Source organism: Streptomyces sp. HP-A2021 (assembly GCF_022807935.1).
Lineage (GTDB): Bacteria > Actinomycetota > Actinomycetes > Streptomycetales > Streptomycetaceae > Streptomyces > Streptomyces afghaniensis.
In genome coordinates, this window is record NZ_CP094344.1 from 9,536,510 (window position 1) to 9,559,242 (window position 22,733).

20 protein-coding genes and 4 pseudogenes are annotated in these 22,733 nt (G+C 68.9%); 10 read left to right on the forward strand and 14 right to left on the reverse strand.

Going from position 1 to position 22,733, the window contains the following annotated elements; genetic code table 11:
- Positions 1-199 precede the first annotated feature (199 nt).
- Together MQE23_RS42975 and MQE23_RS42980 are read right to left on the reverse strand one after the other, a co-directional pair.
- Positions 200-259, reverse strand: a pseudogene (locus tag MQE23_RS42975) (hypothetical protein); the annotation flags it as partial.
- Positions 260-475: 216 nt separating this feature from the next.
- Positions 476-1,015, reverse strand: a complete 540-nt coding sequence (locus tag MQE23_RS42980) for a hypothetical protein (protein WP_243382288.1) — start codon at positions 1,013-1,015, stop codon at positions 476-478.
- A 714-nt stretch (positions 1,016-1,729) separates the two neighbouring features.
- On the opposite strand from MQE23_RS42980, the gene MQE23_RS42985 reads away from it, so the two are divergent.
- The 4 genes and pseudogenes from MQE23_RS42985 to MQE23_RS43000 form a co-directional block, all read left to right on the forward strand.
- Positions 1,730-2,638 carry a bacteriocin fulvocin C-related protein gene (locus tag MQE23_RS42985; protein ID WP_243382290.1) on the forward strand — a complete coding sequence of 303 codons (909 nt, stop codon included), beginning with the start codon at positions 1,730-1,732 and terminating at the stop codon, positions 2,636-2,638.
- A 147-nt stretch (positions 2,639-2,785) separates the two neighbouring features.
- Positions 2,786-3,301, forward strand: a complete 516-nt coding sequence (locus tag MQE23_RS42990; RefSeq protein ID WP_243382951.1) for a hypothetical protein — start codon at positions 2,786-2,788, stop codon at positions 3,299-3,301.
- Positions 3,187-4,185 carry a YdcF family protein gene (locus MQE23_RS42995; RefSeq protein WP_243382292.1) on the forward strand — a complete coding sequence of 333 codons (999 nt, stop codon included), beginning with the start codon at positions 3,187-3,189 and terminating at the stop codon, positions 4,183-4,185. The genes MQE23_RS42990 and MQE23_RS42995 overlap by 115 nt, the downstream gene beginning before the upstream one ends.
- A gap of 717 nt (positions 4,186-4,902) precedes the next feature.
- A pseudogene (locus MQE23_RS43000) lies at positions 4,903-5,163 on the forward strand (transposase); the annotation flags it as partial.
- Between the two features lie 14 nt (positions 5,164-5,177).
- On the opposite strand, the gene MQE23_RS43005 reads toward MQE23_RS43000, so the two are convergent.
- The 3 genes from MQE23_RS43005 to MQE23_RS43015 form a co-directional block, all read right to left on the reverse strand.
- Positions 5,178-5,885, reverse strand: a complete 708-nt coding sequence (locus MQE23_RS43005; protein ID WP_243382294.1) for a hypothetical protein — start codon at positions 5,883-5,885, stop codon at positions 5,178-5,180.
- Positions 5,886-5,908: 23 nt separating this feature from the next.
- The gene (locus MQE23_RS43010; RefSeq protein WP_243382296.1) at positions 5,909-6,310 is read right to left on the reverse strand and encodes an SDR family NAD(P)-dependent oxidoreductase; all 402 of its coding nucleotides are present in this window, start codon (positions 6,308-6,310) and stop codon (positions 5,909-5,911) included.
- A 76-nt stretch (positions 6,311-6,386) separates the two neighbouring features.
- On the reverse strand, positions 6,387-7,781 hold the full coding sequence (locus MQE23_RS43015) for an aminotransferase class V-fold PLP-dependent enzyme (protein WP_243382298.1): 1,395 nt from the start codon (positions 7,779-7,781) through the stop codon (positions 6,387-6,389).
- A gap of 212 nt (positions 7,782-7,993) precedes the next feature.
- Here MQE23_RS43015 and MQE23_RS43020 point away from each other — a divergent pair.
- Together MQE23_RS43020 and MQE23_RS43025 are read left to right on the forward strand one after the other, a co-directional pair.
- A pseudogene (locus tag MQE23_RS43020) lies at positions 7,994-8,089 on the forward strand (AsnC family protein); the annotation flags it as partial.
- Positions 8,090-8,358: 269 nt separating this feature from the next.
- The gene (locus MQE23_RS43025; RefSeq protein WP_243382953.1) at positions 8,359-8,508 is read left to right on the forward strand and encodes a hypothetical protein; all 150 of its coding nucleotides are present in this window, start codon (positions 8,359-8,361) and stop codon (positions 8,506-8,508) included.
- Positions 8,509-8,659: 151 nt separating this feature from the next.
- Here the strand turns inward: MQE23_RS43025 and MQE23_RS43030 are convergent, their stop codons facing one another.
- The gene (locus MQE23_RS43030; protein WP_243382300.1) at positions 8,660-9,562 is read right to left on the reverse strand and encodes a LysR family transcriptional regulator; all 903 of its coding nucleotides are present in this window, start codon (positions 9,560-9,562) and stop codon (positions 8,660-8,662) included.
- A 188-nt stretch (positions 9,563-9,750) separates the two neighbouring features.
- On the opposite strand from MQE23_RS43030, the gene MQE23_RS43035 reads away from it, so the two are divergent.
- A complete protein-coding gene (locus MQE23_RS43035) occupies positions 9,751-10,056 on the forward strand; it encodes a DUF1330 domain-containing protein (RefSeq protein ID WP_243382301.1) in 306 nt (101 codons plus the stop codon).
- Positions 10,057-10,286: 230 nt separating this feature from the next.
- Here the strand turns inward: MQE23_RS43035 and istB are convergent, their stop codons facing one another.
- A complete protein-coding gene (gene istB, locus MQE23_RS43040; RefSeq protein WP_279345208.1) occupies positions 10,287-11,081 on the reverse strand; it encodes an IS21-like element helper ATPase IstB in 795 nt (264 codons plus the stop codon).
- Positions 11,075-12,687, reverse strand: a pseudogene (gene istA / locus MQE23_RS43045) (IS21 family transposase). Before istA ends, istB begins: the two are co-directional and overlap by 7 nt.
- 432 nt (positions 12,688-13,119) lie before the next feature.
- On the opposite strand from istA, the gene MQE23_RS43050 reads away from it, so the two are divergent.
- A complete protein-coding gene (locus MQE23_RS43050) occupies positions 13,120-13,431 on the forward strand; it encodes a hypothetical protein (RefSeq protein ID WP_243382305.1) in 312 nt (103 codons plus the stop codon).
- Between the two features lie 666 nt (positions 13,432-14,097).
- Here MQE23_RS43050 and MQE23_RS43055 read toward each other — a convergent pair.
- The 3 genes from MQE23_RS43055 to MQE23_RS43065 are packed head-to-tail and all read right to left on the reverse strand — an operon-like array spanning position 14,098 to position 16,780.
- Entirely contained in the window at positions 14,098-14,835 is a 738-nt protein-coding gene (locus tag MQE23_RS43055; protein ID WP_243382307.1) for an ATP-binding cassette domain-containing protein, read from the reverse strand.
- Positions 14,832-15,491: a hypothetical protein gene (locus MQE23_RS43060; protein WP_243382309.1), complete on the reverse strand. Its 660-nt coding sequence runs from the start codon at positions 15,489-15,491 to the stop codon at positions 14,832-14,834. Before MQE23_RS43060 ends, MQE23_RS43055 begins: the two co-directional genes overlap by 4 nt.
- A gap of 32 nt (positions 15,492-15,523) precedes the next feature.
- Positions 15,524-16,780, reverse strand: coding sequence for a hypothetical protein (locus tag MQE23_RS43065; protein WP_243382311.1), 1,257 nt, complete (start codon positions 16,778-16,780; stop codon positions 15,524-15,526).
- Between the two features lie 301 nt (positions 16,781-17,081).
- On the opposite strand from MQE23_RS43065, the gene MQE23_RS43070 reads away from it, so the two are divergent.
- Complete coding sequence (locus MQE23_RS43070; protein WP_243382314.1) at positions 17,082-17,384, forward strand: hypothetical protein; 303 nt, start codon at positions 17,082-17,084, stop codon at positions 17,382-17,384.
- A gap of 220 nt (positions 17,385-17,604) precedes the next feature.
- Here the strand turns inward: MQE23_RS43070 and MQE23_RS43075 are convergent, their stop codons facing one another.
- From MQE23_RS43075 to MQE23_RS43085, 3 genes are all read right to left on the reverse strand, one after another.
- Positions 17,605-18,261, reverse strand: coding sequence for a VOC family protein (locus tag MQE23_RS43075; protein ID WP_243382317.1), 657 nt, complete (start codon positions 18,259-18,261; stop codon positions 17,605-17,607).
- A 117-nt stretch (positions 18,262-18,378) separates the two neighbouring features.
- Positions 18,379-18,726 carry a DUF6233 domain-containing protein gene (locus MQE23_RS43745; protein WP_347710173.1) on the reverse strand — a complete coding sequence of 116 codons (348 nt, stop codon included), beginning with the start codon at positions 18,724-18,726 and terminating at the stop codon, positions 18,379-18,381.
- Positions 18,727-18,800: 74 nt separating this feature from the next.
- Positions 18,801-19,772 carry an aldo/keto reductase gene (locus tag MQE23_RS43085; protein WP_243382320.1) on the reverse strand — a complete coding sequence of 324 codons (972 nt, stop codon included), beginning with the start codon at positions 19,770-19,772 and terminating at the stop codon, positions 18,801-18,803.
- 312 nt (positions 19,773-20,084) lie between these two features.
- Between MQE23_RS43085 and MQE23_RS43090 the strand changes: the two genes are divergently transcribed.
- On the forward strand, positions 20,085-22,514 hold the full coding sequence (locus MQE23_RS43090) for a DUF6185 family protein (protein ID WP_243382323.1): 2,430 nt from the start codon (positions 20,085-20,087) through the stop codon (positions 22,512-22,514).
- The last annotated feature ends 219 nt before the right edge of the window (positions 22,515-22,733 follow it).

Below are 22,733 nucleotides of genomic sequence, written 5' to 3' on the forward strand. Positions count from 1 at the left end.
ACGTCTTGATGCGCGCCAGCGTCCACGTCTGGTCCGGCCATCCGTGCGCGACGGGACCCTTGGCGAGCTCCTGCTCGAGCACGGTGAACAGGGCCTCACTCAGCTCGGGCCGTGATACCGGCCCGGCAGACCGCAGGGTGCCGGCGTCGTGCCAGGCCCGGCGCCAGCGCTGCGCCGAGCGCACACTCACCCTTAAGTCCTTGGCGACCTCGGCGTTGGAGGCACCGGCAGCGAATCGCTCCGCGGCCTCCAGCCGGATCCGCTCGCGAAACCCTGCCGTTCAGGCGTCAGCCCACCACCCTGCGGATGTCTCACACAACCGGCATACCGCGACGATCACGCATCGTCAGCCCCCAACGACATCACGCCGAAAAGGTCAGTGACCCAAGGCTTCCGCGGCCAACAGCGGCAGAACGCCACGCCATCGACCGCTGAAGCACCCAGTGTGCCCAAATCGTCATGGGCTGCCGTACCTTCAGTGCCCGGGGCGCAGCTCTGCCGACTGAAATCTTCGGTGCGGTCCGACAACGAGCCGCGGTTCACCGGGAAACTCCATAGTCCTTCGCGGGGCTCCCATCCCGCAGAGGGCGCGTTTGAGCAGGTCAGCGAATTCCGTCGGTTGGCCACTGAAGGAGATCGTGTCGCCGGCGAACTCTGAGGCGGTGAAGTCTCCGCCGTCGAACACGACACTGGTGAAGTCGAAGTCGTGGCCCTGCCAGGAGCGTGGATGCGGGTGCGACAGGCGGAGGTTGTCGCGGATGAGCCGGAGGTAGGCGCACACGACGTCGATGCAGGTCTGGCGGAGTTCGCGGTTGGGTGCGTCGTCGGCGAGTCCGGCCAGGGCGTGCACTCCGCCGAGGCGGACTGCGGCGGAGTCGTCGCCGAGTTGGGAGACGGCAGTGGTGAAGCGCTCGGTGTGCAGGCGGGTCGCCTCGCGCAGGGCGCCGTCCTCCTCGACCCGCTGGCGCCGGTAGGCCACGACCAGGGCGACCAGGGCGCCGGCTCCGGCGACCACGCCGAAGGAGAGCTTGACCAGGTCGAAGAGTGTCTTGGAGTCGATGCGGGGTTCGGGCTTGAGTTCCCGGGCGCCGAGTAGGTAGGTCCCACCCGGTGAAGAACACGCCGGCGGCGATGGCGATCGCGGTGACGAAGGCCAGGGGGAGGACGATCCAGACGTGCCACAGGCGCAGGCCGCGCCGTTCAACCCGGCGCCGGCGTGGAGAGTCTTACGATCTGCAGGACAGCGTGGCACCCGTTGCCGGTTGTGCCCCGTTCCGACGCAGAGGGGGGCCGCGCCGTCTGCGTCCGGTACGGACCCCGCCCAGCGGAGAACGCCGTCCACCGGCGCCGAGGCGTCATCTTCCGGGCCGGCGTCCGGTCGGAGCCGCTCACCACCATGACCGATCAGTTCGGCCGGCGCCGCCGGTGCAGCGCGGCGTGTGCGTGTTTCTGGTCCCCGATGCTTCTCGATCTTGAGACTTCGTTGCCTGCGAGGAGGCGCGTGGCGGCACATATGGCCGACGTGCTGCTGGACTGCGTACGTTTCCCCGTGCCACGTTCGAAGCCGCGAGAAAGCCGGCTGCGGGGGTGGGAATGCTGGTGACGGAGTTCAGCACGGAGGCCCCTGCCGTCCGGTTGGCATGCTCTCGTCATTCATCGACCGGAGTAGTCCGAGCATCCGAAAGGCGGAATATCAGTGACACCTGCAAAGGAGCAGAAGCAGTGGGTTATGGCGTTCGACGCCACCTGCGGCACGTGTACGGCGATCTCCTCGGCCGTGGCCGAGGCGAGCGACGGCAAGCTGAAGGTGCTTCCGCTGACCGACCCCGACGTGCAGGGGTGGCGGCGCCGGAGTATGGGCCTCGACCCGGAGTGGACCCCGACATTACTCCGCGTCGACGGACCTGCCGTCCGCGCGTGGACGGGACCCGCCATGACGGTTCCGCTGGTAAGGCGGCTCGGGCCAGGCGCGACAGTCCGGGTCCTGCGCGCTCTGGGCCGTTTGCGCTACGAGGCCAAGCACGGCTCGTCGCAATCCGACAGCATGTCGATCGGTCGCAAGCGGTTCTTGCAACTGTGCGGCGGGATCGCTGCGGCGGCCGCCCTGACGGTGACGGGCAAGACGCCTGCCTTCGCACAATCGGGCCAGACCCAGGCGCGGGCATGGGTCGAGGCCAACAAAGGCAACCTGCCGCGCACCTATACGGAGATAGCCAAACACTCGGAGCCGTACCGCAAGGCGATTCTGAGTGCGCTGCCACCGCAGGACCGAACGCAACTCTGGCTGGACCACCTCGAGCACTACCGCGCGGCACATCCCGACCTGTCGGCCCCTCAGACGCAGGTCATCGACCAGGCTCGCGAACTGGCGCCCAAGGTGTTTCTGTCCGAGGAGGACGTCTCCCAGAAGGTACGGCGTCTGGAGGACGTGGCGAAGCGTGAGTTCGGCCGCGAGGGAGCTGCCGACCTGCTCGCCCGGCTCGGACCTGCGGACGCCGGGCTCGGACCACTGGCCTACTGCTCGTGCGCGACGGAGAGCGACTACTGCAGCGGCTCTTGCCGACGAGGGGGCTGCACCATAGTTCCCTCGGACTGCGGGACGTTCTGGGCGTACGACTGCAACGGTCTGTGTGCCTGATCACGTAGCGGAAACCTGAGTAGGCCACGGACTGTCGGCTGTCTGAGTTCCAACGGCGGCAATGATCTGGTCGCCCGGGTGCCGCGCACGTCGCGGCACCCGGGGCCCTGCCGAGGCTGACGACTTGGCGGCAGTGGAGAAGCCGGTCTGCCGAAGTCGACGGCCTATCGCGTCCTCAGGATGCTCGTCCGGGTGGGGGCGGTCGAACATGAGGGCACCGGCTACCGGATCGCGTTACAGATGATGGCCATCGTGCAGCGTCGCCCGAAGGAGCGATCCGCCGTCGCGCTTCCGTACGTGCTGCATTTGCACTGGGCTAGGGCACACCGTCCATCTGTGTGTCCTTGCGCGGCTGGCGGGCAGCACCACCGGCAGGACATGCAGGTCCCGCGGAACGTGCACCACCGTCCGCCCGTGTTCGGCGCACCACAGCAGGTCTGGGAGGATGGCCGGCAGCCGTCCGTAGCGGGTCCGGGAACCCGCAGCGGCGAGAGGCGGGCGGGTACGGGCAGCTGCCCGGTGGGCGGGAGAGCGGAGCGGTGCGGCACATGCCGGAGTACCCGGAGTACCTCGCCGCGGTCGTGTTCGCCGCGGGCGGCGTCGTCAACGCCCTGCTGGCACCGCACCGGTTCTCCACCGCCGTCCTGTTCTGCCTCGCGGTGACCTCTGCCGGACTCGGCGTGGCCGCTCGCAGTGCGGCAGCCCCCCCGACCATCGCCACCGTCCTCGCCGTCGCCGCCCTGCTCCTGGCGCTCGCGCTGGGCCTGCTGCTGCTGGCCGACGGTGTCCTCCTGGTCCGGCGCTACGGACCGCAGGCAGCCCTGCTGGCGACCGGGGCCGCCGGCTGCGCGGCGCTGGCGGTGCTCGGCCTCAACGCGGTCTTCCACGCGGTCGGCGGCGAGGCGTTCGGTGCCCTCGTGGTCGCGGTGAACGCGGCCGCGGGATACCTCACTCTGCTCTTCCTCGTCTTCGCCGGCTACGTGTTCGTCCGGGGCCGTAGCACCCCCCTGCCGGAAACCACCCATGTCGTCGTCCTGGGCGCCGGGCTCAACGGCGACCGGCCCGGCCCGCTGCTGACCGGCAGGCTGGAGCGCGCCCTCGCGATCGACGCCGCCCGCGCACCGGACACGCCTCGTGTGGTGTTCGTCGTCTCGGGCGGCCAAGGCCACGACGAGGTCCGCTCCGAGGCGGACGCGATGGCCGACTATCTGCGCGGACGCGGAGTGCCCGCCGACCGGATCGTGCGGGAAGACCGCTCCGTCAACACCGGGCAGAACCTCCGCTTCAGCGCGGCCCTCGTGGACGGCACCACTGCCGGCCACCGTGTCACGGTGGTCACCAGCGGCTTCCACGTCTACCGCACGACCCTGCTGGCCCGCCGCGTCGGCGTGCTCGTGCACGTCGTGGGCGCGCCGACCTCCCCCGCCTACTGGCTGGCCGCGACACTGCGCGAATTCGCCGCCATCCTGTGGCTGGACCGCCTTCCCCTGGTCGGACTCAGCCTGCTGCTGGCAGTGCCGGTGGCGACGGCGGTCTTCGAGCACTGAAGCGCCGGCCGCACACCTCTTAAGAGGTCCCAACAAAGGCGCCGTACATGGCGCGGTTGAGGAGGGGAGAGGGCTGGCCGGGCTTCCCGACCGGTGCACGCAGCCCGCTGGGCGGGGTGCGCGCGGCTAGCTCGTCGACGATGAGGATTGCTCCGCACAGGCTGCCGATTGCGACGTAGGCCGCGGCGGCGGTGATGGCCCAGAACAGGATGTCGCACACCATCCGCGCCCACAGCGGGAACGGGGCACGCCACGCGTGGTAGCGGCGTTACATCCGCACGAGCTTGCACGAAGCGCGCTTGGATCGGCCGGCCTTTCTCTGACTTGTCCTTCCTGTGTGGCCGTTGCCGTGCGGACGTCCCTTTTTCTCGCTCACGGAGCTCGTTGTCCCTTCGAGTGCCCGTGACCACAGCAGCTCTCTCCTCTGTGGCGGGCAGCGGTCGTTCAAGACCCGATGCGCGCGAGCGAGAGGGTGAAGCCGCGCGGGCGTTCGGTGTGCTCGCCGACCGGCGGGGCGTTGGTGCGCTGGGCACGGATGCGCTGGGATCGCAGTGTTGGCGCCTTCGGCTCAGCGCCCCAGCCTTAGAACTCATAACAAAATGATCTTCGAGATGGTTGGATCACTCCGGGACCGTTGATCCGGGGGTGTGGGATGGCTCGGCCGAAGCCGTGGGAAGTGGATGACGAGTTGTGGGCGGTGATCGAGCCGCTGCTGAATACCGCCGCCTTGTCTGGGACCTCGGTGTGAAGCCCGTGATCGCTCGACGCGGCACCGAGCATGGCTCCGGGCTGCGCACTCAACGCTGGGTCGTCGAGCGCTCCTTCGCCCACCTGCACTGGTTCCGCCGACTGCGGATCCGCTGGGAGATCCGCGACGACATCCACGAAGCGTTCCTCGCCCTCGGATGCGCCCTGATCTGTTGGAGGCGTCTTGCGGCGTCACGACGGCAGCCGGTTCCTGCTGCAGAAGGTCCTTGAGGCATCGGAGCCAGTCAGTGCACGCGATCCCCGCACTCGGCCGCAAACAGCACGGCACCTGGCGGTAGTTCGCCCGGATGCCGGGCGAAGACCCGCAGGCATGCGTCGAGAGAGCCCTCCGCGGGCGGGTACTCGAGGGTGAGCCCGCTCAGCACGGTGATGGCTCCAGCGAGATGCATTTCCGCCGCGTGCACGCCGTCGGGGAGACAGCCGGCCAAGATGCCGAAGGCCGCCGTGTCGCCGCTGCCGGCGACGCACTCGCGGATCTCGAACCGCCAGTGCGCGGCCGCGTCGGCCAGCAATGACCTTCCCCTCTTGCCCAACCCGACAAGGAAATCGGCACGATCTTGCAGATAGTGGGCGATGGCACAGCAGATGGGAGCCGCAGTGCTGCCAGAAGCCGCCACCCGCGTGTATCCGACATGCGGATAGCATGACAAAGCCTCATCAAGCAGCCCCAACGCAGTGTCCTGTGCCGCCGGGTGACCCCGCTGGGCGATGTCCAGAAGAAGCGGAGTCGCAACCACAGCCGCTGGGAACACCGCGGCGCTGTGGCCATGAACAATTCCACCGCCGCCGAGCTGCGAGCCGGCCTCCGCCGCCTGTACCAGGTTCGCTGCCTCGGACAGGGCACGTAGACCACCGGCGGCACGATCCGGTTCATACCAGTCGGGATGGCCCGGTATGGAGTCCCAGTCCACCGCGTCGATCTCATCCAGCACAGCAGCATCCTCGCACGCGGCCGCTATCCACCACGAGCGAGCCGGGTGAGCGCCACCACGTTCACGGCGATCACCTTCTCCAGCAGTGCTGCATCGGTCTCGGCGAAGGGGCCGTAGCCGTTGATGCCCGCCTTGTTCACCAGCAGCTCGACGTCGTCCTCGGCGGTTCGCCGGGCAACCCGGTCCAGGTCACCGGCATCGCCCAGGTCCGCGACGACGGTTTCCACTCGTACGTCGTGCTGCCCGGCCAGCTCCGCGGCAAGTGCGCGGAGACGCTCTGCGCGGCGCGCCACCAGCACCAGACCGTGACCATCCGCAGCGAGCCGACGTGCGTAGGCCGCACCGATGCCCGAGAAGGCACCGGTCACGATGGCTGTTCCCCTGGCGGGAAGGGATTCGGGAAGGGATGCGGGATGGAAAGTCATGAAGTCCTCCTTGCGTTCGTGATTCGACGGAGGCGTCTCTCAGGTGGACACCACCCGGGTCCAGGGCCGTCGCCGGCTACGCGGTGGTGCGGTGCTTGGCCTCGGCAGTGATGATCCGCAGCGCCTCGGCGATGCGGTCGTGGTGGGTGCGGTGGGAGACCACGCACACGCGCAGGGTGTAGCGGCCGTCGACCACCGTGCTGGAGAGCACGATGCGCCGGTGGCCGTTGATCCGCTCCAGCAGACGGCGGCTTGCTTCGTCCGCCAACTGGGCGGAGGCGTGGCCGGTGTCAGCGGGACGGACGCGGAAGATCACGGTGGACAGGTCCGGGCGCTGCGGGACCTCAAGCTCCGCGACGCCGGACAGTGTCTCGTGGACGTGTTCGGCCAGGTCGAGCTTCTCGTCCAGAGCCTCGCGGAAGGCGTCCACCCCGTGCAGCTGCAGGGGAAGCCAGGCCCGCAGACCACGGATCTCGTGGGTCAGCTCGGGCCCGAGCCGGCCGGAGTCCGGGACGCTCCCCGCCGCCCCCATGTCCTGGAGGTAGCTGCCGGTGCCGTCGTGCGCGGCGTGCAGGGCGGCGAGGTCGCGGACGACCAGGGCGCCGGTGCCGAACGGCATGAACAGGGTTTTGTGCGGGTCCAGGGTGATCGAGTCGGCCTCCTCGATACCGGTGAGGCGTTCCGCGCCGCGTGCGGTGAGCCGGAAGAAGCCGCCGTAGGCCGCGTCGATGTGGAACCACACGTCCTCTCGGCGGGCCAGGCCGGCCAGTTGAGGCAGCGGGTCGACGGTGCCGGTGTCGGTGGTGCCGGCGGTGGCCACCAGCAGGAACGGCCGCAGCCCGGCGTCCCGGTCGGCGCGGATCATCGCGGCGGCGGCGTGGGGGTCCATCCGCAGGTCGGGGGTGTGCGGCACGGTGCGTATGTGAGCCGCGCGGATGCCGGCGAGGCGGGCGGCCTTGGCGACGGAGTGGTGGGCGAAGGCGGTGGTGTAGACGGTGCCGCCGGTCAGATCGTCGCCGAGCCGCTCGTGCCGGGCGGCGACCGTCGCGGAGAATGTGGCCATCGAGCCGCCGCTCGTTAGCAGGCCGCCGCTGCTGTCCGGGAGGCCGCACACATCGCGGGCCATCCAGCGGATCACGCTCTCCTCCAGCGCGGCGAGGGCCGGGGCCACCGAGGCCAGGCCGCCGTAGCGGTTGACGGCACGGTTGTAGAACTCGGCGAGCGCGGCCGAGTACAGACCGCTGCCCGGGATGTAGGCCAGGTGGCCCGGCCCGGCCGTCTCCAGAGCGCAGTCGGCGGCCTCGTCCAGGCGCGCGAGCAGGGCCTTCAGGTCGCCGCCCCGGTCGGGCGGAGGAGCCAGGAAGGACTTGACCAGGTCGGCCTCGGCCTGCGGGGACAGGGGGCTGGTGGCTGGGCGGTCCGCGAGCTTCTCTGTGCGGTCGACGACACGGTCCAGGACCAGACGGCCCATTTCGTCCATCGTGGCGCGGTCGGGTTCCAGGGGGGAGTAGTGCGTGAGGCAGTCCGGTGTGCGTGAGAGGGGTGTGAAAGCGCGGTCCGGCATAACGGCCGGAACACGTGACCAGGATGCGCCGCCGAGTGCGGCACGCGATAGCGCATACAGCGCCCGGGCGGCCCTGCAACGCAGGATTGTGCGCTGATTCAGCCATGACGCTGCATTTCATGCCACGCCCCCTGTACGACCGCATCGACCGGGCGATCCTGGACCACCTCCAGCGCCACGGCCGCACCCCCAACGTCGAACTCGCCGAGGCCGTACGACTGTCACCCTCGTCCTGCCTGCGCCGCACCAAGGCGCTGGAGGAGGATGGGGTCCTGGCCGGCTACCGGGCCGACCTGGACCGCGAGCGCCTCGGCCTCGGGCTGACGGTGTTCCTCTCCCTCAAGGTCGAGCACTCCCGCACCACCTCCCAAGTGGTCGAAGAGGCACTCAAGGCGATCGACCACGTGGTCGCCTGCCACGGGGCCCCGGCGACGCCGACTTCCTCGTCGAACTCGCCGTACCGGACCTGCGCACCTTCGAGAGAGTGCTCACCGACCAGATCCTGTCCATCGGCCCTGTCCGCGACGCCCGCAGCACCTTCTGCATCCGCACCGTCATCGACCGCGGCCCGCTACCCCTCACCTCCTGGCCTGCCCCACGCCCGTCTGACGTTCAGCGGCGACAACCTGGTTGATGAGTTCGCCAAGTCCCCGGTAGTAGGGAGTGGTTCCGTGCTTGATTCGGACATTCAGCAAGACCGCCGTCGCCATCACCGCGAAGTCCGCCGGGCGCAAGGTCTTCGGCCTCGCCACCGCAGGCGTCCGTCTCGCTTGACCTCTGGCGCGTCAGTCCGGCAGCCAGTGCAGCTCGTGCGCCAGGGTCTTGGCGACGGCACGGATGCGGCGGTGTAGCGGCGACTGCTCGCGTGGGAGGACCAGGTGGATCGTCAGGCTGGGCGCGCCCCGCAGCGGTCGCCAGGTGAGACCGGCCGGTTGCGCCGTGACCGCGGCTTCTCCGGCCGGGGCGAGGGTGACCCCGTCGCGCAGGTCGCGCTGAGACATGTCGAAGGAGACTGCGGGCGTGTGGAATCGGGGGTGTGGTCGGGTGTCTCGGAACAGTGCGGATAGCTGATCGTGGATCACCGGGTTGGCCGCACGGTCCGGGAGTCGCAGCGGATACGCGGCCGCGTCGGCGATCTCGATCTCCGGGTGTTCGGCCAGCGGATGGTGCTGCGCCAGCTGGACCCCGATGCGCGCACGCCGCAGCAGGAACCGGCGCACGCCACGGCCCGGCTGTTCACCGCGGGTGATCCCGGCATCGATGCGGCCGTCGGCGACCGCGGGGGAGATCTCCGGTGTCGCCATCGGGACCGCGCCGACCTCGAGTCCGCTGTTGCCGCGAATCAGCCTGTCCACCAGGGCCGGTGCCGTCTCGGCCCCGGTGCTGAGGCTGTATCCGATGCGCAGCGTGCCCAGTTCACCGGCCGCCGCGCTCCGGGCGGTGTCCCATGCCCGGTCCAGCGCCGCCAGCGCGGGCGGCGCGGACTCCGCCAAAGCCGCACCGGCCGTGGTCAATACGACGCTACGCGTGTTGCGGACCAGCAGGGCCGTACCGAGTTCCGCCTCCAATCGGCGCATCCGGGCGCTGAGTGCGGGCTGTGCGATACCGATCTGTGCGGCCGCGCGGGTGAAGTTCAACTCCTGCGCCAGCACCAGGAAGTACCTCAGGCTCACCGTATCCGGCGCCACGTGGCCTCCCTGCCGATTGATAACGATCCGTTCTGAGTCTATCCCGTACCGGTCTTTCCCTCGACCGCACATCAAGCCCTAACCTGCGCATATGGCGATTCAACTGACCGCAGTACCTGTCGCCGGGATCGATCGATCTGAGTGTCAATTCGAAGTCGGACGTGTCCGGCCGAACACAGGAGGTTTCCATGGCTAAGGGCTACTGGGTCAGTGTCTACCCCGCCATTTCCGACCCGGAGAGGCTGACTGCCTACGACAAGCTGGCCGGTCCGGCTGTCCAGGCTGGGGGCGGGCGCACCCTGTCCCGGATCCCGTCCCGTGGCGGTCGAGTCGTCGCCCACGAGGCCGGAATCACGCAACGCGTCGTTCTGATCGAGTTCGACAGCTTTGAACAGGCCGTCGCGGCATACGAGAGCGAGGCATACCAGAAGGCGCTGGTGGCCCTCCCTGACGGCGTCGAGCGCGACTTCCGCATCATCGACGGCATCGACTGACCGGCGAGCCCCACCATCGCTGAGCATCCGTAAGCCGGCCGCCTAGCCACACCACAGGCACCACCCTCACCCGAAAGCTCGGGCAGGGTGTCACACACTGCACACTGTCGGGCGGACCCACCCAGGCCTGCCCGACAGGCCGTCTCCGGAGAGATCCCGCACAACTTGTCAGCCCATAGCGAGAAGGCTGAGCGGGCCGCTGTCGGGAGGGTCTCCCGCGTGGCGGCCGGTCAGCTGGCTTCGGCGCACTCGGCCACCGCCTTCGTGTGGGCGAGCCGGTGGGACTCGGTGCCAGTCTGGATGATCGCGCCGTTGAAGGTCAGCCGGTCGACGATGGCCGCGCAGAGCCGCGGATCCGTGAACGTCTTCGTCCACCCGGAAAACGACTCGTTGGAAGCAATCGCGACGCTGTTCTTCTCTTCCCGCTCCGTCAGCACCTGGAACAGCAACTCGGATCCGCGCCGGTCGAGTTCCATGTAACCGAGCTCGTCAATACAGAGAAGATCGACGCGCCCGTAGCGGGCGGTGGTCTTCGACAACTGCTTCTCGTCGGGGGCCTCGACCAGTTCGTTGACCAGCTTCGCGGCCAGCACGTAGCGGACGCGGTAGCCGAGCATGGCGGCCTCGGTCCCCAGCGCGATCAGCAGGTGGGACTTGCCGGTGCCGGAGTCGCCGATCAGGCAGAGCGGCTCGCCCTTCTTGACCCAGTCGCAGGTGGCCAGTGTGTTGACCGTGGCCGGGTCGATACTGGGGTTGGCATCGAAGTCGAAGGCCCTCAGCGACTTGTCCCGGGGAAAGGACGCGGCCTTGATCCGGCGTTCGGAGCGTCGCCGTGCCCGGTCGTCGCACTCGGCCATCAGCAGTTCCGCGAGGAAGGCGCGGTAGGACCTCTGGTCGCGGGCAGCACCTTCGGCGAGGTCGTGGAACTGTTGGCGGATGGAGGGCAGCCGCAGCAGTCGGCATGCCTGGTCGATCGAGGCGGTGGCGGCTTCTTCGGTCAGGCCGCGTTTGCGTGGGCTCATGATCCCTCTTTCTCGCCGGCCGTCCGGCCGTGCCGTTGGCGCAGGAGCTGGTCGTAGTGGGCTACTGATGGAAGAGGTCGGATGTCGGGCGGCAGATGGGAGAGCTTCCAGTCGGCAAGTGAAGTGACCGTCGCCGATGACTCATCGCGGGGCGCCCCCGTTCTGGCGGAGGTTTCCGTCGTCTCGCCCTGTGCGGCCTTGCGTGCTTCCAGCGCGACCGCGTCCGCGGTCAGTGCCCCGGCCCGGTGGGCGGCCGCGAGTCCGTTGACGACGTGGTCGTGCTCCATGTGCCGGGCCAGCAGCAGCACCTCGATCAGGGCCCGGGTGCCCGCGGCCTCGCCGTGGGCTGCGCGGGCGGCAGCCCACCACTTGTCATGGATCGGGGTGAACTTCCCCGCTGCTTTTGCCTGTTCGAGCGGCGTCGACCCGGGAAAGGCGCCGGGTTCGCGCATCAGGGCTTCCAGGTAGTGGTCCAGGACCAGCCGCGAGCCCCCGCGGCCCACTACCCGTTCGTGACGGGCGACTCCCTCGCGGCCGTCGTAGACCGCCAGGTCGTTGGCGTGCAGCAGCACGCGCATCTGGCGGCCGATGAACCGGACGGGAACCGGGTAGGCGTTACTGCGGACGGTGATCTGTCTGAAGCGGTTCACGCGCGGGGTGAACCAGCGGCCGGTCTCGAACACCTCTCGCGGGAGGGGGTTCAGCAGCGGTTGCTCCTGGGCGAAGGACTCACCGATCGTGCGGGTGCGAGATCGCAGCCGGCGGCTTTCGTCCGCCACGTCCCACCGGTCGACCATCTCGTTCAGCTCCGCCAGCGAGGCGACCTCGGGAACGGGGACGAAGTGATTGCGCCGGAAGTAGCCGATCTGCCTCGACCCCGCCCTTCTCGTGCGCTCCCTCGATGCCGGGGCAGCAGTAGAAGGCGTCGATGCCCCAGTGCGAGCGGAAGGCCGTCCACCGGTCGTTCTCGACCCGGGTCCAGGCGGAGAGGCCCAGCACCCGCTCGACGGCGGCCCGCAGATTGCCGTAGCGGATACGTCCCCGCGGCAGGCCGCCGAGCACCGAGCACACGGAAGGCGTGGACGTGTCCTTCGAAGAAGGCTTCATGACCGCAGGAGGCGAACACCCGGTGGACGGCCTTGCCCGAGTAGGGCAGCCGCAGCGAGAAGAGGAAGACCTTCGTGGGCACCCCGGCCAGCACGATGTGGACGTCGCCGAAGTCAACCTCTGCCTCGGCTCCGGGCAGGTGCGTCTGCGGGATGAACGCCGCATCAGGGTCCACCCCTGCCTGGCCCCGGATCTCAGGCCGGCGGGCCTTCACGTAGACGCGGACCATGGAGTACGAGATGTCGTCCGCCCCATGCCCTTCGACCAGCCGGTCGAAGATGCGCTGTGCGGTGTGGCGCTGTTTGCGCGGAGCGTCCAGGTCCGCGCGCAGCATCCCGTCGATCAGCGGCTTGTAGGCATCGAGCCGGGACTCCTTGCGCCGCTGCTTCTTCCGAGCCTCGGGCCAGTGCCTGTCCAGAGCCCGCCGCACCGTACGCCAGGACACGTTGTGCGTCCGCTGCGACAGCCCCAGCAGATGGTCGCGACGGATCGCCGCGTACAGCGCGACCTTCCGCCTCCAGGGCGGCGAGCACGCAGACTTCCTTGACCCGCTCCTGGAGCTTCTCCAGGCGCCCGGCCACGTGAGCGGCGTCCTTCTCGTGCGTCAGGGCGGACTGCCGGCACGGCTCAAGGGTGGAACGCGTGAAATCACCGATCGACTGCTCGACCGCCCACACCGCCTCCCGCGCCGTGTCCTCCGTCTGCTGCGCCCGTGCCAGCTCGGTCTCCAGCCGCCCGTAGGCCTGCCGCGCCGAGGCGAGAGCCTGCTCCGCCTCCGCCAGCCGAGCCGCCTGGTCCGCAAGCCGCTCTGCGCGCAGCACGTCCTGCTGTTTGCACACCCGGCAGTGGTCATCGGGAAGGGTTTCCACGCGCAGCACCTGAGCGCACTGCGGGCAGTGCTGTGGTGCGACGACTGCTGGCTGAGCCCCTCCAGGTGGCCTTCGAGACGGCCCTCATGGCGCTGGGCCTGCCGCAGCCGCTCCTCCACCGGGCCGGTACGGCGGCGCGCCGACTGATGTGCCGTCTTCGCCTGGTCGCGCTGCCTGTCCAACTCGGCCAGGTGCTGCTGATGCCTGCCCAGCTGCGCCTGAGCGTGCTGCGCCCGCTCGGCCGCGGCCGCGTGTTCCTGCTTCCACAGCTGCTCAGTCGCTTCCAGGTCCAGGGGGCCGGGAAGCCCGGCATCCCAGCGCGCCGTGAGCATCGCTGCGGCCGAGGCCTTCGCCTGGGCGTGCGTGGGCCGCCTTGACCTCCTGGAAGCGCTGCTGGAGTTGGTCGATGTGCTCGTCGTGCAAGCCCAGCAGCACCCGCCCCGTCAACCGGCGTACCGCGTCGCTTCCTCCCGATCCCCAGCAGCTCCATGACGAATTCGCTGGCGCTCTGCTCTCCGCCGCGCCCGCGAGCGACCGGCCGACGCAGCACGCCGACCGCCGGTGCTCGGTGCCGGTGGCCTGGTGGTCTGCGCGCAGAAGACGGGGCAGTCGTGTGGCGAGACTGCCGTCGTCGGAGGCGTTGCAGTGGGCGGCGGCGATGACCGCCAGGCTCGCGAGCAGTTTCCTTAGATTCACCGCTTCTTCACCGTCCTCACTCCCTGGATGTCCCGCAGCAGGAGCGGGAAGCGGCGGGTACAGGCCGGTTGAAACACTGTGTCGGGATGGCGGCGCGGCATGCGCGGGGAGGGGCCGAGGTCTTGGGGCGGGATGTCGAGGGCCGGGGCGAATCTCTGCAGCACGTCGAGGATGGGGCATCGGTGACTCGCCCCGTTCCAGGCGAGGGACCCGCGCTGTCGAGTAGCCGTTGCGGGTTTTACGGGACCATCTTGCGTTTCGGGGGAGCCCTGGACCCGGGCGCTTGTCCTGCGCCTTCGTGGTCGTAAGCGGCTATGACCTCACGCTGGGGAGGCGCACTTCGCTGCTTAAGGCATGCCCGATCGCCGCAGCCGTGGCCTCGTGCGCTGGTTTTGGCGAAGCACTGTCGTGTAGCCCCCCGCTGCAGTCAGTTGTCCGACGGTGCCGTGGAAGGCAACGCGCCCCCGGCTGAGGACGGTTGCGGTGGAACATGCTTCGGTGATGTCCTCAAGCAGATGGGTTGTGAGCACGACGCAGGCAGCTTGCCCCATGTCGCGCAGCAAGGCGTGGAATTCACCTCTTCGTTCGAGGTCGAGGCCTGCCGTGGGTTCGTCCAGGAGGAGCAGTTCGGGATCGTTGACGATGGCCTGAGCGATTCCGACCCGCTGCTTCATCCCGCCGGAGAGAGTTCGCAGTCTGCGGTCGATTCGGTCGGCGAGACCAACCTGGTCGGCGGCTTCCTCCACCGCGGCGGGGATGGTGGTGCCCGGCATCTCCTTCAGCCATGCGGCATAGGAGAGGAACTCTCGCACGGTGAAGTTGCGGTAGACGCCGAACTGCTGCGGCAGGTAGCCGAGCCGGCGGCGGATCTCCAGGCGTTGGGATGGGATGGTGGGGTCGCGGCCCAGCAAGGTGAGGGTGCCCTCGCTGGGGGCGGCCGCGGTGGCGAGGGTGCGGATCAGAGTGGACTTGCCTGCGCCGTTGGAGCCGAGTACGCCGTGGACACCTGGGCCGAGGTCGAGATCGACGCCATCCACGGCGAGGGCGCGGCGCAGGCGTACGGACAGGTTCACCGTGCGGATCATCGGCGTCCTTCTGCGCGGTCGAAGGCATGGCGGCGCTTTGCCAGAAGGTGAACGAGCACGGCCGCGCCGATGGCCCACCACATCTGTGCCGAGCCCCCGATCAGCTCCCTGAGCACCTCGGGCAGCAATTCACCCAAGCCCTTGTGCCGGTTGCCGCGCTTCTTGTCGATTACCTCGGTGAAAGCGCCCACGATCACCATCCAGCCGGTCGTGGTCACCAGCGCGGCTGGCCAGCCGCCGATGTAGGAACTGGCCAGCAGGGTGAACAGCGTGAGGGTCAGTGCCGGCAGGAGCCACGTGGCGGCGCCGGGTGCCCAGCGGTTGTCGGGTAGCAGCTGGGCCATCGCGGTGAGCAGGGGAAGGCAGATCAGGAGGATTTGCCCATTGCGGATCAGTAGGATCCGCAGGCCGCCGGCCGGGGTGGTGCGGGTGACTTCGGCGAACGGGTCGGCGCGACCGCCGTAGCTGCTGGCCACGCACATCAGGGGCAGTACCGGGGCGACCGCTAGCAGCATCGGCAGCGCGGTCTCCGAGTGCCCGGCGTGAGCGAGCCACACCCCGACGGCGCACACGGCGATAACGGCCAGCAGCCATGGCAACCGCGGCCCTCGTGCCGCCCGCAGCGACGGTGCGGACGTCAGCCGGCGCAGGGCCATGGTGGGCCGGGAGGCTGGGCGTGTAGCTGGCATCACTGTGCTGCCTCGGGTCGTTGGGTGCCGTACCGCGGCAGCGGGGGCAGTTCTGGGCAACGTGATCCGCTGAAGTAAGCGTTGAGCCATGCGATGCGCTCTTGACGGGGCAGGGAATCAAGCCTGGATGTCCTGGCCGGGGTGTAGGGGGAGTACCACCACGACGTCACCAGACGCAGTTCCGGAGGCACCAGCCAGGTATAGGCCTCGCGGACGATTTCCCAGTCGCACCTGCCCCGACCCGCGTCCGTGATGATTTCGTCGGCGAGCTCGCCTTCCAGGAGCGGGTCCGGCCGGTCGGTGTCCTTCTCGACCACCACAGCGGCGGACCATGGCTGCTCACGCTGCCAGTGCTGCGGAGAGGTGACACTCACTGGCTCGGTTGTGGTGATCACATAGTGGGTGGGTGCGCCACGCACCCCATCGAGCCGCTGAGCCACGTGCCGCACTCGCTCAAGCAGTTGGTCATCATCCCAGGCGACGTCCGCGCCGACACAGATCCGCGGTTCGCTGCCGAAACAGGCCAGCTTCACGGGGGAAGCGGCCATGCGCTGGTCACCGTCAAGGGTCGCAGACACAGCCAGCCAGAGCTTGATCGGGATGACCAGCATCAGCACCAGCACCGCCGGGATCCAACGACGCGCGCTCAGCAGCACCGCTGCTGCCGCCAGGGCAAGGAAGACGGCCGTGACCAGCCAGGGGAGCCATGCAGGGATGGGGGCGCCGTAGAGAGCGTCAAGACCGGGGACGCCGGAGCCCGTGTACGTCTGCTGAGCGAAACCGTTGGTCAAACCTAGCGGTTCGCCCAATCCTCCGGCACACAGCAAGAGAACCGCCATACCAATGAGCGGGGCCGCAGCGCGCAGCGGAGCCAGGCGACCCTGGGCATAGCCGACGCAGGCCACAGCCACCAACGCCCCCGCATTCGAAGCCAGGGCGTCAAAGGGAAACCCGCCAAGGTTCGAGCTCCAGGTCCTCGCCGCGGAGGTCAGGGACGCCACCGCATAGCCGGCCAGCGGCCACAGTACCGCCGGCGCCATGCCGTCCATGATTCGTGGAAGCGCACGTCGGACAGCGGTGTCAGCGAGCCACCCCGTCCCGGCACGCGCATCCGTTCCACCAAGCCAACAGGCGAAGGCGGCGGCCAAGGGCAGACCGAAGCCGAAGGTGATCTCCCCGAGCCTGTTGCCGAAGTCCAACCACGTGCCGTCCTGACTATGAGCGCCAGGAAGGATCAGCAGGCCGAGAGCCAGCACCACCGCTCCCGACGCCCCTACCCCGTGCCGCATCCTGGGCTGCAGCACAAGTCCGTATCCGCCACCTTCGCGACGCTGCCTCCGCCCTCGCACCATGCCGAGGAAGGCCCCCACCGTCGTCACCGTGCTCCTCATGCGCTATCGCCAAAGGTAATCGTTCTATCACCGGACGTGACAGCGTGTGCTCCTATCTGCAACGCCTTCACAACAGGATCGAATCTGATCGCACGAACCCGCTTCGCACGATGGCAGGCACAGAGCAGGACCTCTTGCTCCGAGCGCGACGAACCGTTGGCCCGCCTTGCGCTGCTCGCTTCCGGCAGCGATCTCCGAGAAGCCTGCCGAGCCGAACTGGGCACTCGCGAACTCGAAGATCGACGAGCGGGAATTGCTGGCCTCGATGCTGTACCGCGAGCCGCGTCTGGCCACCGACCGGCCGGGGCTGCTGGTCATCGCGGGCAAGGGCTTTGCCTCCACGGAGTTCGAGAACGACCTCGTGAGGCGAGGCGCTGAACTACTCCGACCGTCCTTCAAAGGCGAGAAGCGCCGCAAAGGCGAGTCCCTGCTGAAGTCGGTGTGGCAGCTTCGGTCAACGACACCATAAAGGGGCAGTTGGACCTCGAACAGCATGGCGGACGCACCTTCGAAGGCGGCGCCGTCCAAGTCGCCCAGCGCATCCTCGCGATGGCCGCCGCGATCTGGCCCAAACCACAAGACCGACGCCCCCGTCCTACGGTCACTGACCGCATTCGATCAATGAACCGCCACGAACCGAACCGTGCCTCGTGCTCAACCGGCGACATGGTCTCGTCGAGCAGGGGTTTTCACGGGCGGCTGGCGTCTGGCCCAGTCCAGCCAGCTACGCCGACACACGCCTCGTTCCCCTCAGGGTCGGCGAGCACCCAGTTCGACGGCGCGTCCGCATCATTCACCAGGCGGCCGCCGGCAGCGAGCGCCGCTGCTATCCGCGCCTCGGCCTGGTCGTATGGCACCCAGACGTCGATGTGGACCCGGTTGCGCTGCGGGCGCGGTGCGTCCATGTGCTGGAAGTAGAACGGTGCCCCGCGGCGGTGCGGGTCGATCAGGTCCTCGCCGCTGTTCGCGCGGCCCTGGTACCCGAGCAGGGCACGCCAGAACGGCACCACGTCCGGACCGGCGAGGGCGTCGATAGTGACCTGGACGGTCTGCACGGTGGATGAGTCGGCCGCGATGTCCAGCGTGCGCGCCACTGCGTGGATCTGCCGGGCCAGCTCGATGTGCCGCTCGGTAAGCCCGTAGTAGTCGTCCGTGATCGTGATCAGTCGTACGGTCACGCCCTCGTGCCGCAGGTCGATGTCCGGGTGGCCGTCCCCAACGCCCGGCAACTCGCTGATCGCCTGCACGAGTCGGGCGCCGACCGTGAACGACCCGGTGCGGAAGTGCGCGCACGCCCCCTCGCCCAGCACACGCCAGTCCTCCAGGCCGACTGTCTCGTGGAACACGACTGTTCGATCTCTCGACGGCCCTGCTGCCGGAGCCATGCGTACGGGGGCATGCTCCCCACGTATGTCGCGGCGCGTGTGGTTGGGGAGCGCCCCCAACCGCCTCCGGCCGGGTGATCAGTCAAGGATGCGGAGTTCGATGTCGGGCTGGCAGTGGGGGCAGGCGGGCAGTCCGGAAGCCAGAAGGCGGCGGGCTTCGTCCCGGCCAACGGGGCGGCGGCGGTTGCCCGCGGCGTTGCAGTCGCCGGCGTGGACCTGGACAGGTGGGCGTCCGGTGCCGATGCCGAGCTGGACGATCCACTCCGACCTGGCGGGCCGGACGCGCCGACCGTGTTCCCGCTCGGCTTCCCGCCTCTGGAGTTCGGTCCGGGGACTGTGCCCGTCCTGTTCAGCGGCGCGGTAGCAGCGTTGGCGTTCTGAGTCGAGCCGCCCCGATACGCCGACGTTCGCACCCGTTGATGTCAGCCGTAGATGTCAGGTGATCAGGGCCCACCCGCACAGCACTGCAGCGAGATCCGGGCTCCTGTGACATTGACGGCTTACGCGAAGCCAGCGATCGCGTGGGGCGCGTAGCCCGCCTCCAGATACTCGACCTCGCTCTCGGTGAGCTCCAACTCCAGTGAAGCGATGGCGTCCTTGAGGTGCTTCGGCTTGGTGGCGCCCACGATTGGTGCGGAGACGACCGGATTGCGGGAGACCCAGGCGAGGGCGATCTCCGCGGGGGAGACCTCGCGCTTGGCCGCGAGCTCGTTGACCCGGTCCACGATCATGCAGTCGCTGTCCTGGTAGAAGCTCTTGACGTACTCGTCGGTTTCCGAGCGGGAGGTGGCCGCGTCCCAAGGACGGGTCAGCCGACCCCGGGCCAGCGGGCTCCACGGGATCGAGCCGACACCCTGGTCCGCGCAGAACGGGAGCATCTCGCGCTCCTCCTCGCGGTAGATCAGGTTGTACTGGTTCTGCATGGAGACGAACCGCGTCCACCCGTTTGCCTTGGCTGTGAACTGGGCCTTGGCGAACTGCCAGGCGTACATGGAGGAGGCGCCGATGTACCGCGCCTTCCCGGCCTTGACCACGTCGTGGAGAGCCTCCATGGTTTCCTCGATCGGTGTCCGGTGGTCCCACCGGTGGATCTGGTAGAGGTCGACGTACTCCGTGCCGAGTCGGCGCAGGCTGTTGTCGATCTCGGACAGGATCGCCTTGCGGGACAGCCCGGCGCCGTTGGGCCCCGGCCGCATCCGGCCGGTCACCTTGGTCGCAATGACGACTTCGTCACGAGCAGCGAAGTCCTTCAGCGCCCGCCCGACGATCTCCTCGCTCGACCCGGACGAGTACACGTTGGCTGTGTCGAAGAAATTGATTCCCGCCTCGAGGGCACTGCGAATGATCTCCCGGCTCGGCTCCTCCTCCAGAGTCCATTCGGGGGCCCCCAGGGTCGGTTGGCCGAAGCTCATACAACCCAGGCAGAGCGCCGATACCTCAAGTCCGGTGGTTCCGAGTCGGGTGTAACGCATACGCTCCTCCTGTTTGGTAGCCGCCTGGGAGCAACACCCCATCACTTGGAGCGCGCTCGAGGTCAAGTCCCATCACGAGGGGTCTTGTCGTCGAGGCCCTGGGTAATCGGGCAGCGCTCGCTGCGCCCGCCACGCTGACCCCCTCCGCCCCTGCGGCTATTCGGTCGCTTCCGCCTGCTCGGCCGTGAGCCGTGCTGTCTCGTTCTGCGATCGGCCTGTTGGCACGCTCGGCCGCAATCCCTCAGTCGGGGGAATGAGACCAACATTCCGGTGGCATCACCCCTGAGGGACGGTAGGGAGCGGGGGCGGATTGTGCGGCTGATCGTCGTGGCGCTGGTGACTCTGACATGTTGGCTGACGGCATCGGCGGAGGCGTACCGCACCGTGGGAATCGCGGGCGACTGTGCCGTTCACCGGCTCACCTCCGCACACGCCTCCGCGTCTTTGCGTCTGCTCCACCACGGCCGTACGCACAGCAGGGCCGAGAGCGCGATGACCGTGCGCGTGCCCACGTCGTGGCCACTGGCGCCGAAACTCCTGATGGGCGAGGACAGCGGAGCATACCGGCAGGCCCTGGGCTGCCTGGTGCGGGAGGAAGCCGGTGCCCAACTGCTCCGCCCGGACGAGTGGAGAAAGGCCCCTCCCCGCATCACCTCCGACGGCAAGGAGGTGCGCATCCGGATGGAGACGCACGCCTGGGTCAACGAACGCCATGTAGCGCTCGGGCCCTGGCAGATCGAGGCGGGATTCGCCCGCTGGACCATCCGGTTCAAGGCACCCGAGGCCCTGCGGGCCGCGCGGTGGGACACCATCGAGATCGACCCGGGCACGCAGGGCGCAGAGTGGGCACGGCCCGAGCCGTCGGCCAGCCGAGGCGCCCACGTCCTGGTGTGGAAGTCCTCGACGGGGTCGGCGCGATCGATTCCCGAGATCGAGGTACGAACGACCCCGCCTTGGCAGCGGGCGTGGGCGGCGCGCGACGGCCGCGACATGAACAACGTCAGTGTGGTGGGCAGCTTTCTCTGGATGGTTGGGATCGCCGCGGTCGCCACCACGGCGGTCCGATCGGCCCGGCGCCGACCGGCGGGTGCGCTGGGCACGCCGGAGGAGACGAGCGCCGCTCGACGACTGGTCGGCTGGGTGTGGCTGAGCCCTGCCCTCGCCGCCCTGAACGGGTTCAGGATCGACCCGCCCAACGCAGCGGTCGTCCTGGGGGTCACCCTGTCGGCGGTGACGGCGGTCGCCCTGGCCGCGCTGTGCCACCGGGGACCCGCCGTCTTAGCGGTGACCGGAACTCTTGGGGCCGCAGCCGTCACCTCGGTTCTTGTCTCCTCCTCCACTGGGGCCCTCATCACGGCGAACCTGCTCGCTCAGTCGGCCCTGCTCTGCGGCGCCCTCGCCTGGGCCCGGCAGCTGTCGGCGCCGCACCGGCGGCCCGGACTACCCGTGCTGGTCCCGTTGTCCGTGGCGCTGGCGGCCGTACTGGTCGGCTGTCATCTGTGGCTGTCGGAGCGCGGATGGGACCGTGTGTCCTGGCTCAGTGACCCGACCACCGACGAGTACGCCACGCGGCACGGCGAGCATCTGACCAGCGGGCTGCACGAGCTGGCGGCCGACGGCGCCAGCTGGCTGCTCGGCTACGACACCGTCCTGACAGCGCTGGCGATCGTCGCACTGCTGCGGGCACGAGGCACCGCGCCGCAGTCCCAGCACGCTGCCCCATCCGCACCGGACATCCTGCTGATGATGCTGCTCTACACCGTCTTCGTCACACCCCTGATCGGGTCCTACCTCAACAACGGCGCCCTTGTATGGCTCCAGATCGGCCTAGACGTCGCCGTGCTGGGATTGCTCCTCATCGTCGGCGGCCGGCGCTCGACGCTCGCGCAGCGCCTGGACGTCTCCGGACGGCCACTGCGCGAAGTCTTCGCTGAAGCACACCGCGTGGACTTCCTCCACCGCGCCCGCCAGTACCGGGAACTGCACGCCACCCTGCGCCGACTGGACAACGGCCAATCCGACGAGACGACGATGACCCGAGGTGCGGTGGAGCGTCGGCTGCGTGGGCTCCACCGCTGGCGGATACCCGGGCACACCAACGGACAGGCCTCGGACCGGCTTCCCTCCGACGTGACCGTCGTCGACGTCGTCCTGGCCTGGGGGCCGCGCGCGACCTGGTGGAAGAACGGCCAACGGGCGGCCACGTACGCCGCCTTCCTCGCCGCCCCGGCGAGCGCGCTGATGACATGGCGGACCTGGATCGAGAACGGCTCGTGGGAGCAGACGTCATGGGGCGCGGCGGACACGGCGCTCATGCTGTTGCTGTGGGAACTGGGGTGGGTCGGCGCCGGCTTCCTGCTCGGAGCCCTGTGGCGGCTGTTGCCCGGGCGCCGTGGACCCGCTCGCGCCCTGGGCTTCGGGTTGGCGTACGCCTTGCCCATCGGACTCGACGCGCTGGCGCTCCTCGCAACCGACGAAGGCCACGGCGAGGCCGCGCTGGACGTGTCCCTCACCCTGCTGATCCTTACCGTCACCGCCCTCGCCATGGACCTGGAGACCTTCCGTGGAGAACGACGCTACTGGCCGTCACGGCTCAGTCTCCTGCTGTCCGTTTACCAGATGCGCTACCTCGCCTTGCAGGCGGCGTATCTCATCGCCCAGATCGTCGCCGCCATCACCATCTGGCAGTTCGTCACCGACGGCGGTGGGCCGACGGAGACTCCAGTCAAGTTCCAGCCTTGAACCGGCAGCACCGAAACCCCGCACGCACCGGACTGACCGACCCGGGCCGGCCAGTCCTGGCACATCCTTACAGACTGGACCGACCTTCGGGCTATTCGCCGACCGGCCGGGCGGTGGTGCGCTGAGCACGGATGCGCTGGGATCGCAGTCCTGGCACCTTCGCCTCACCGACGCCCCCAGCCAGGGCCTGAGGCGGGCTAGGCAGCCGGCCCGGGGCCG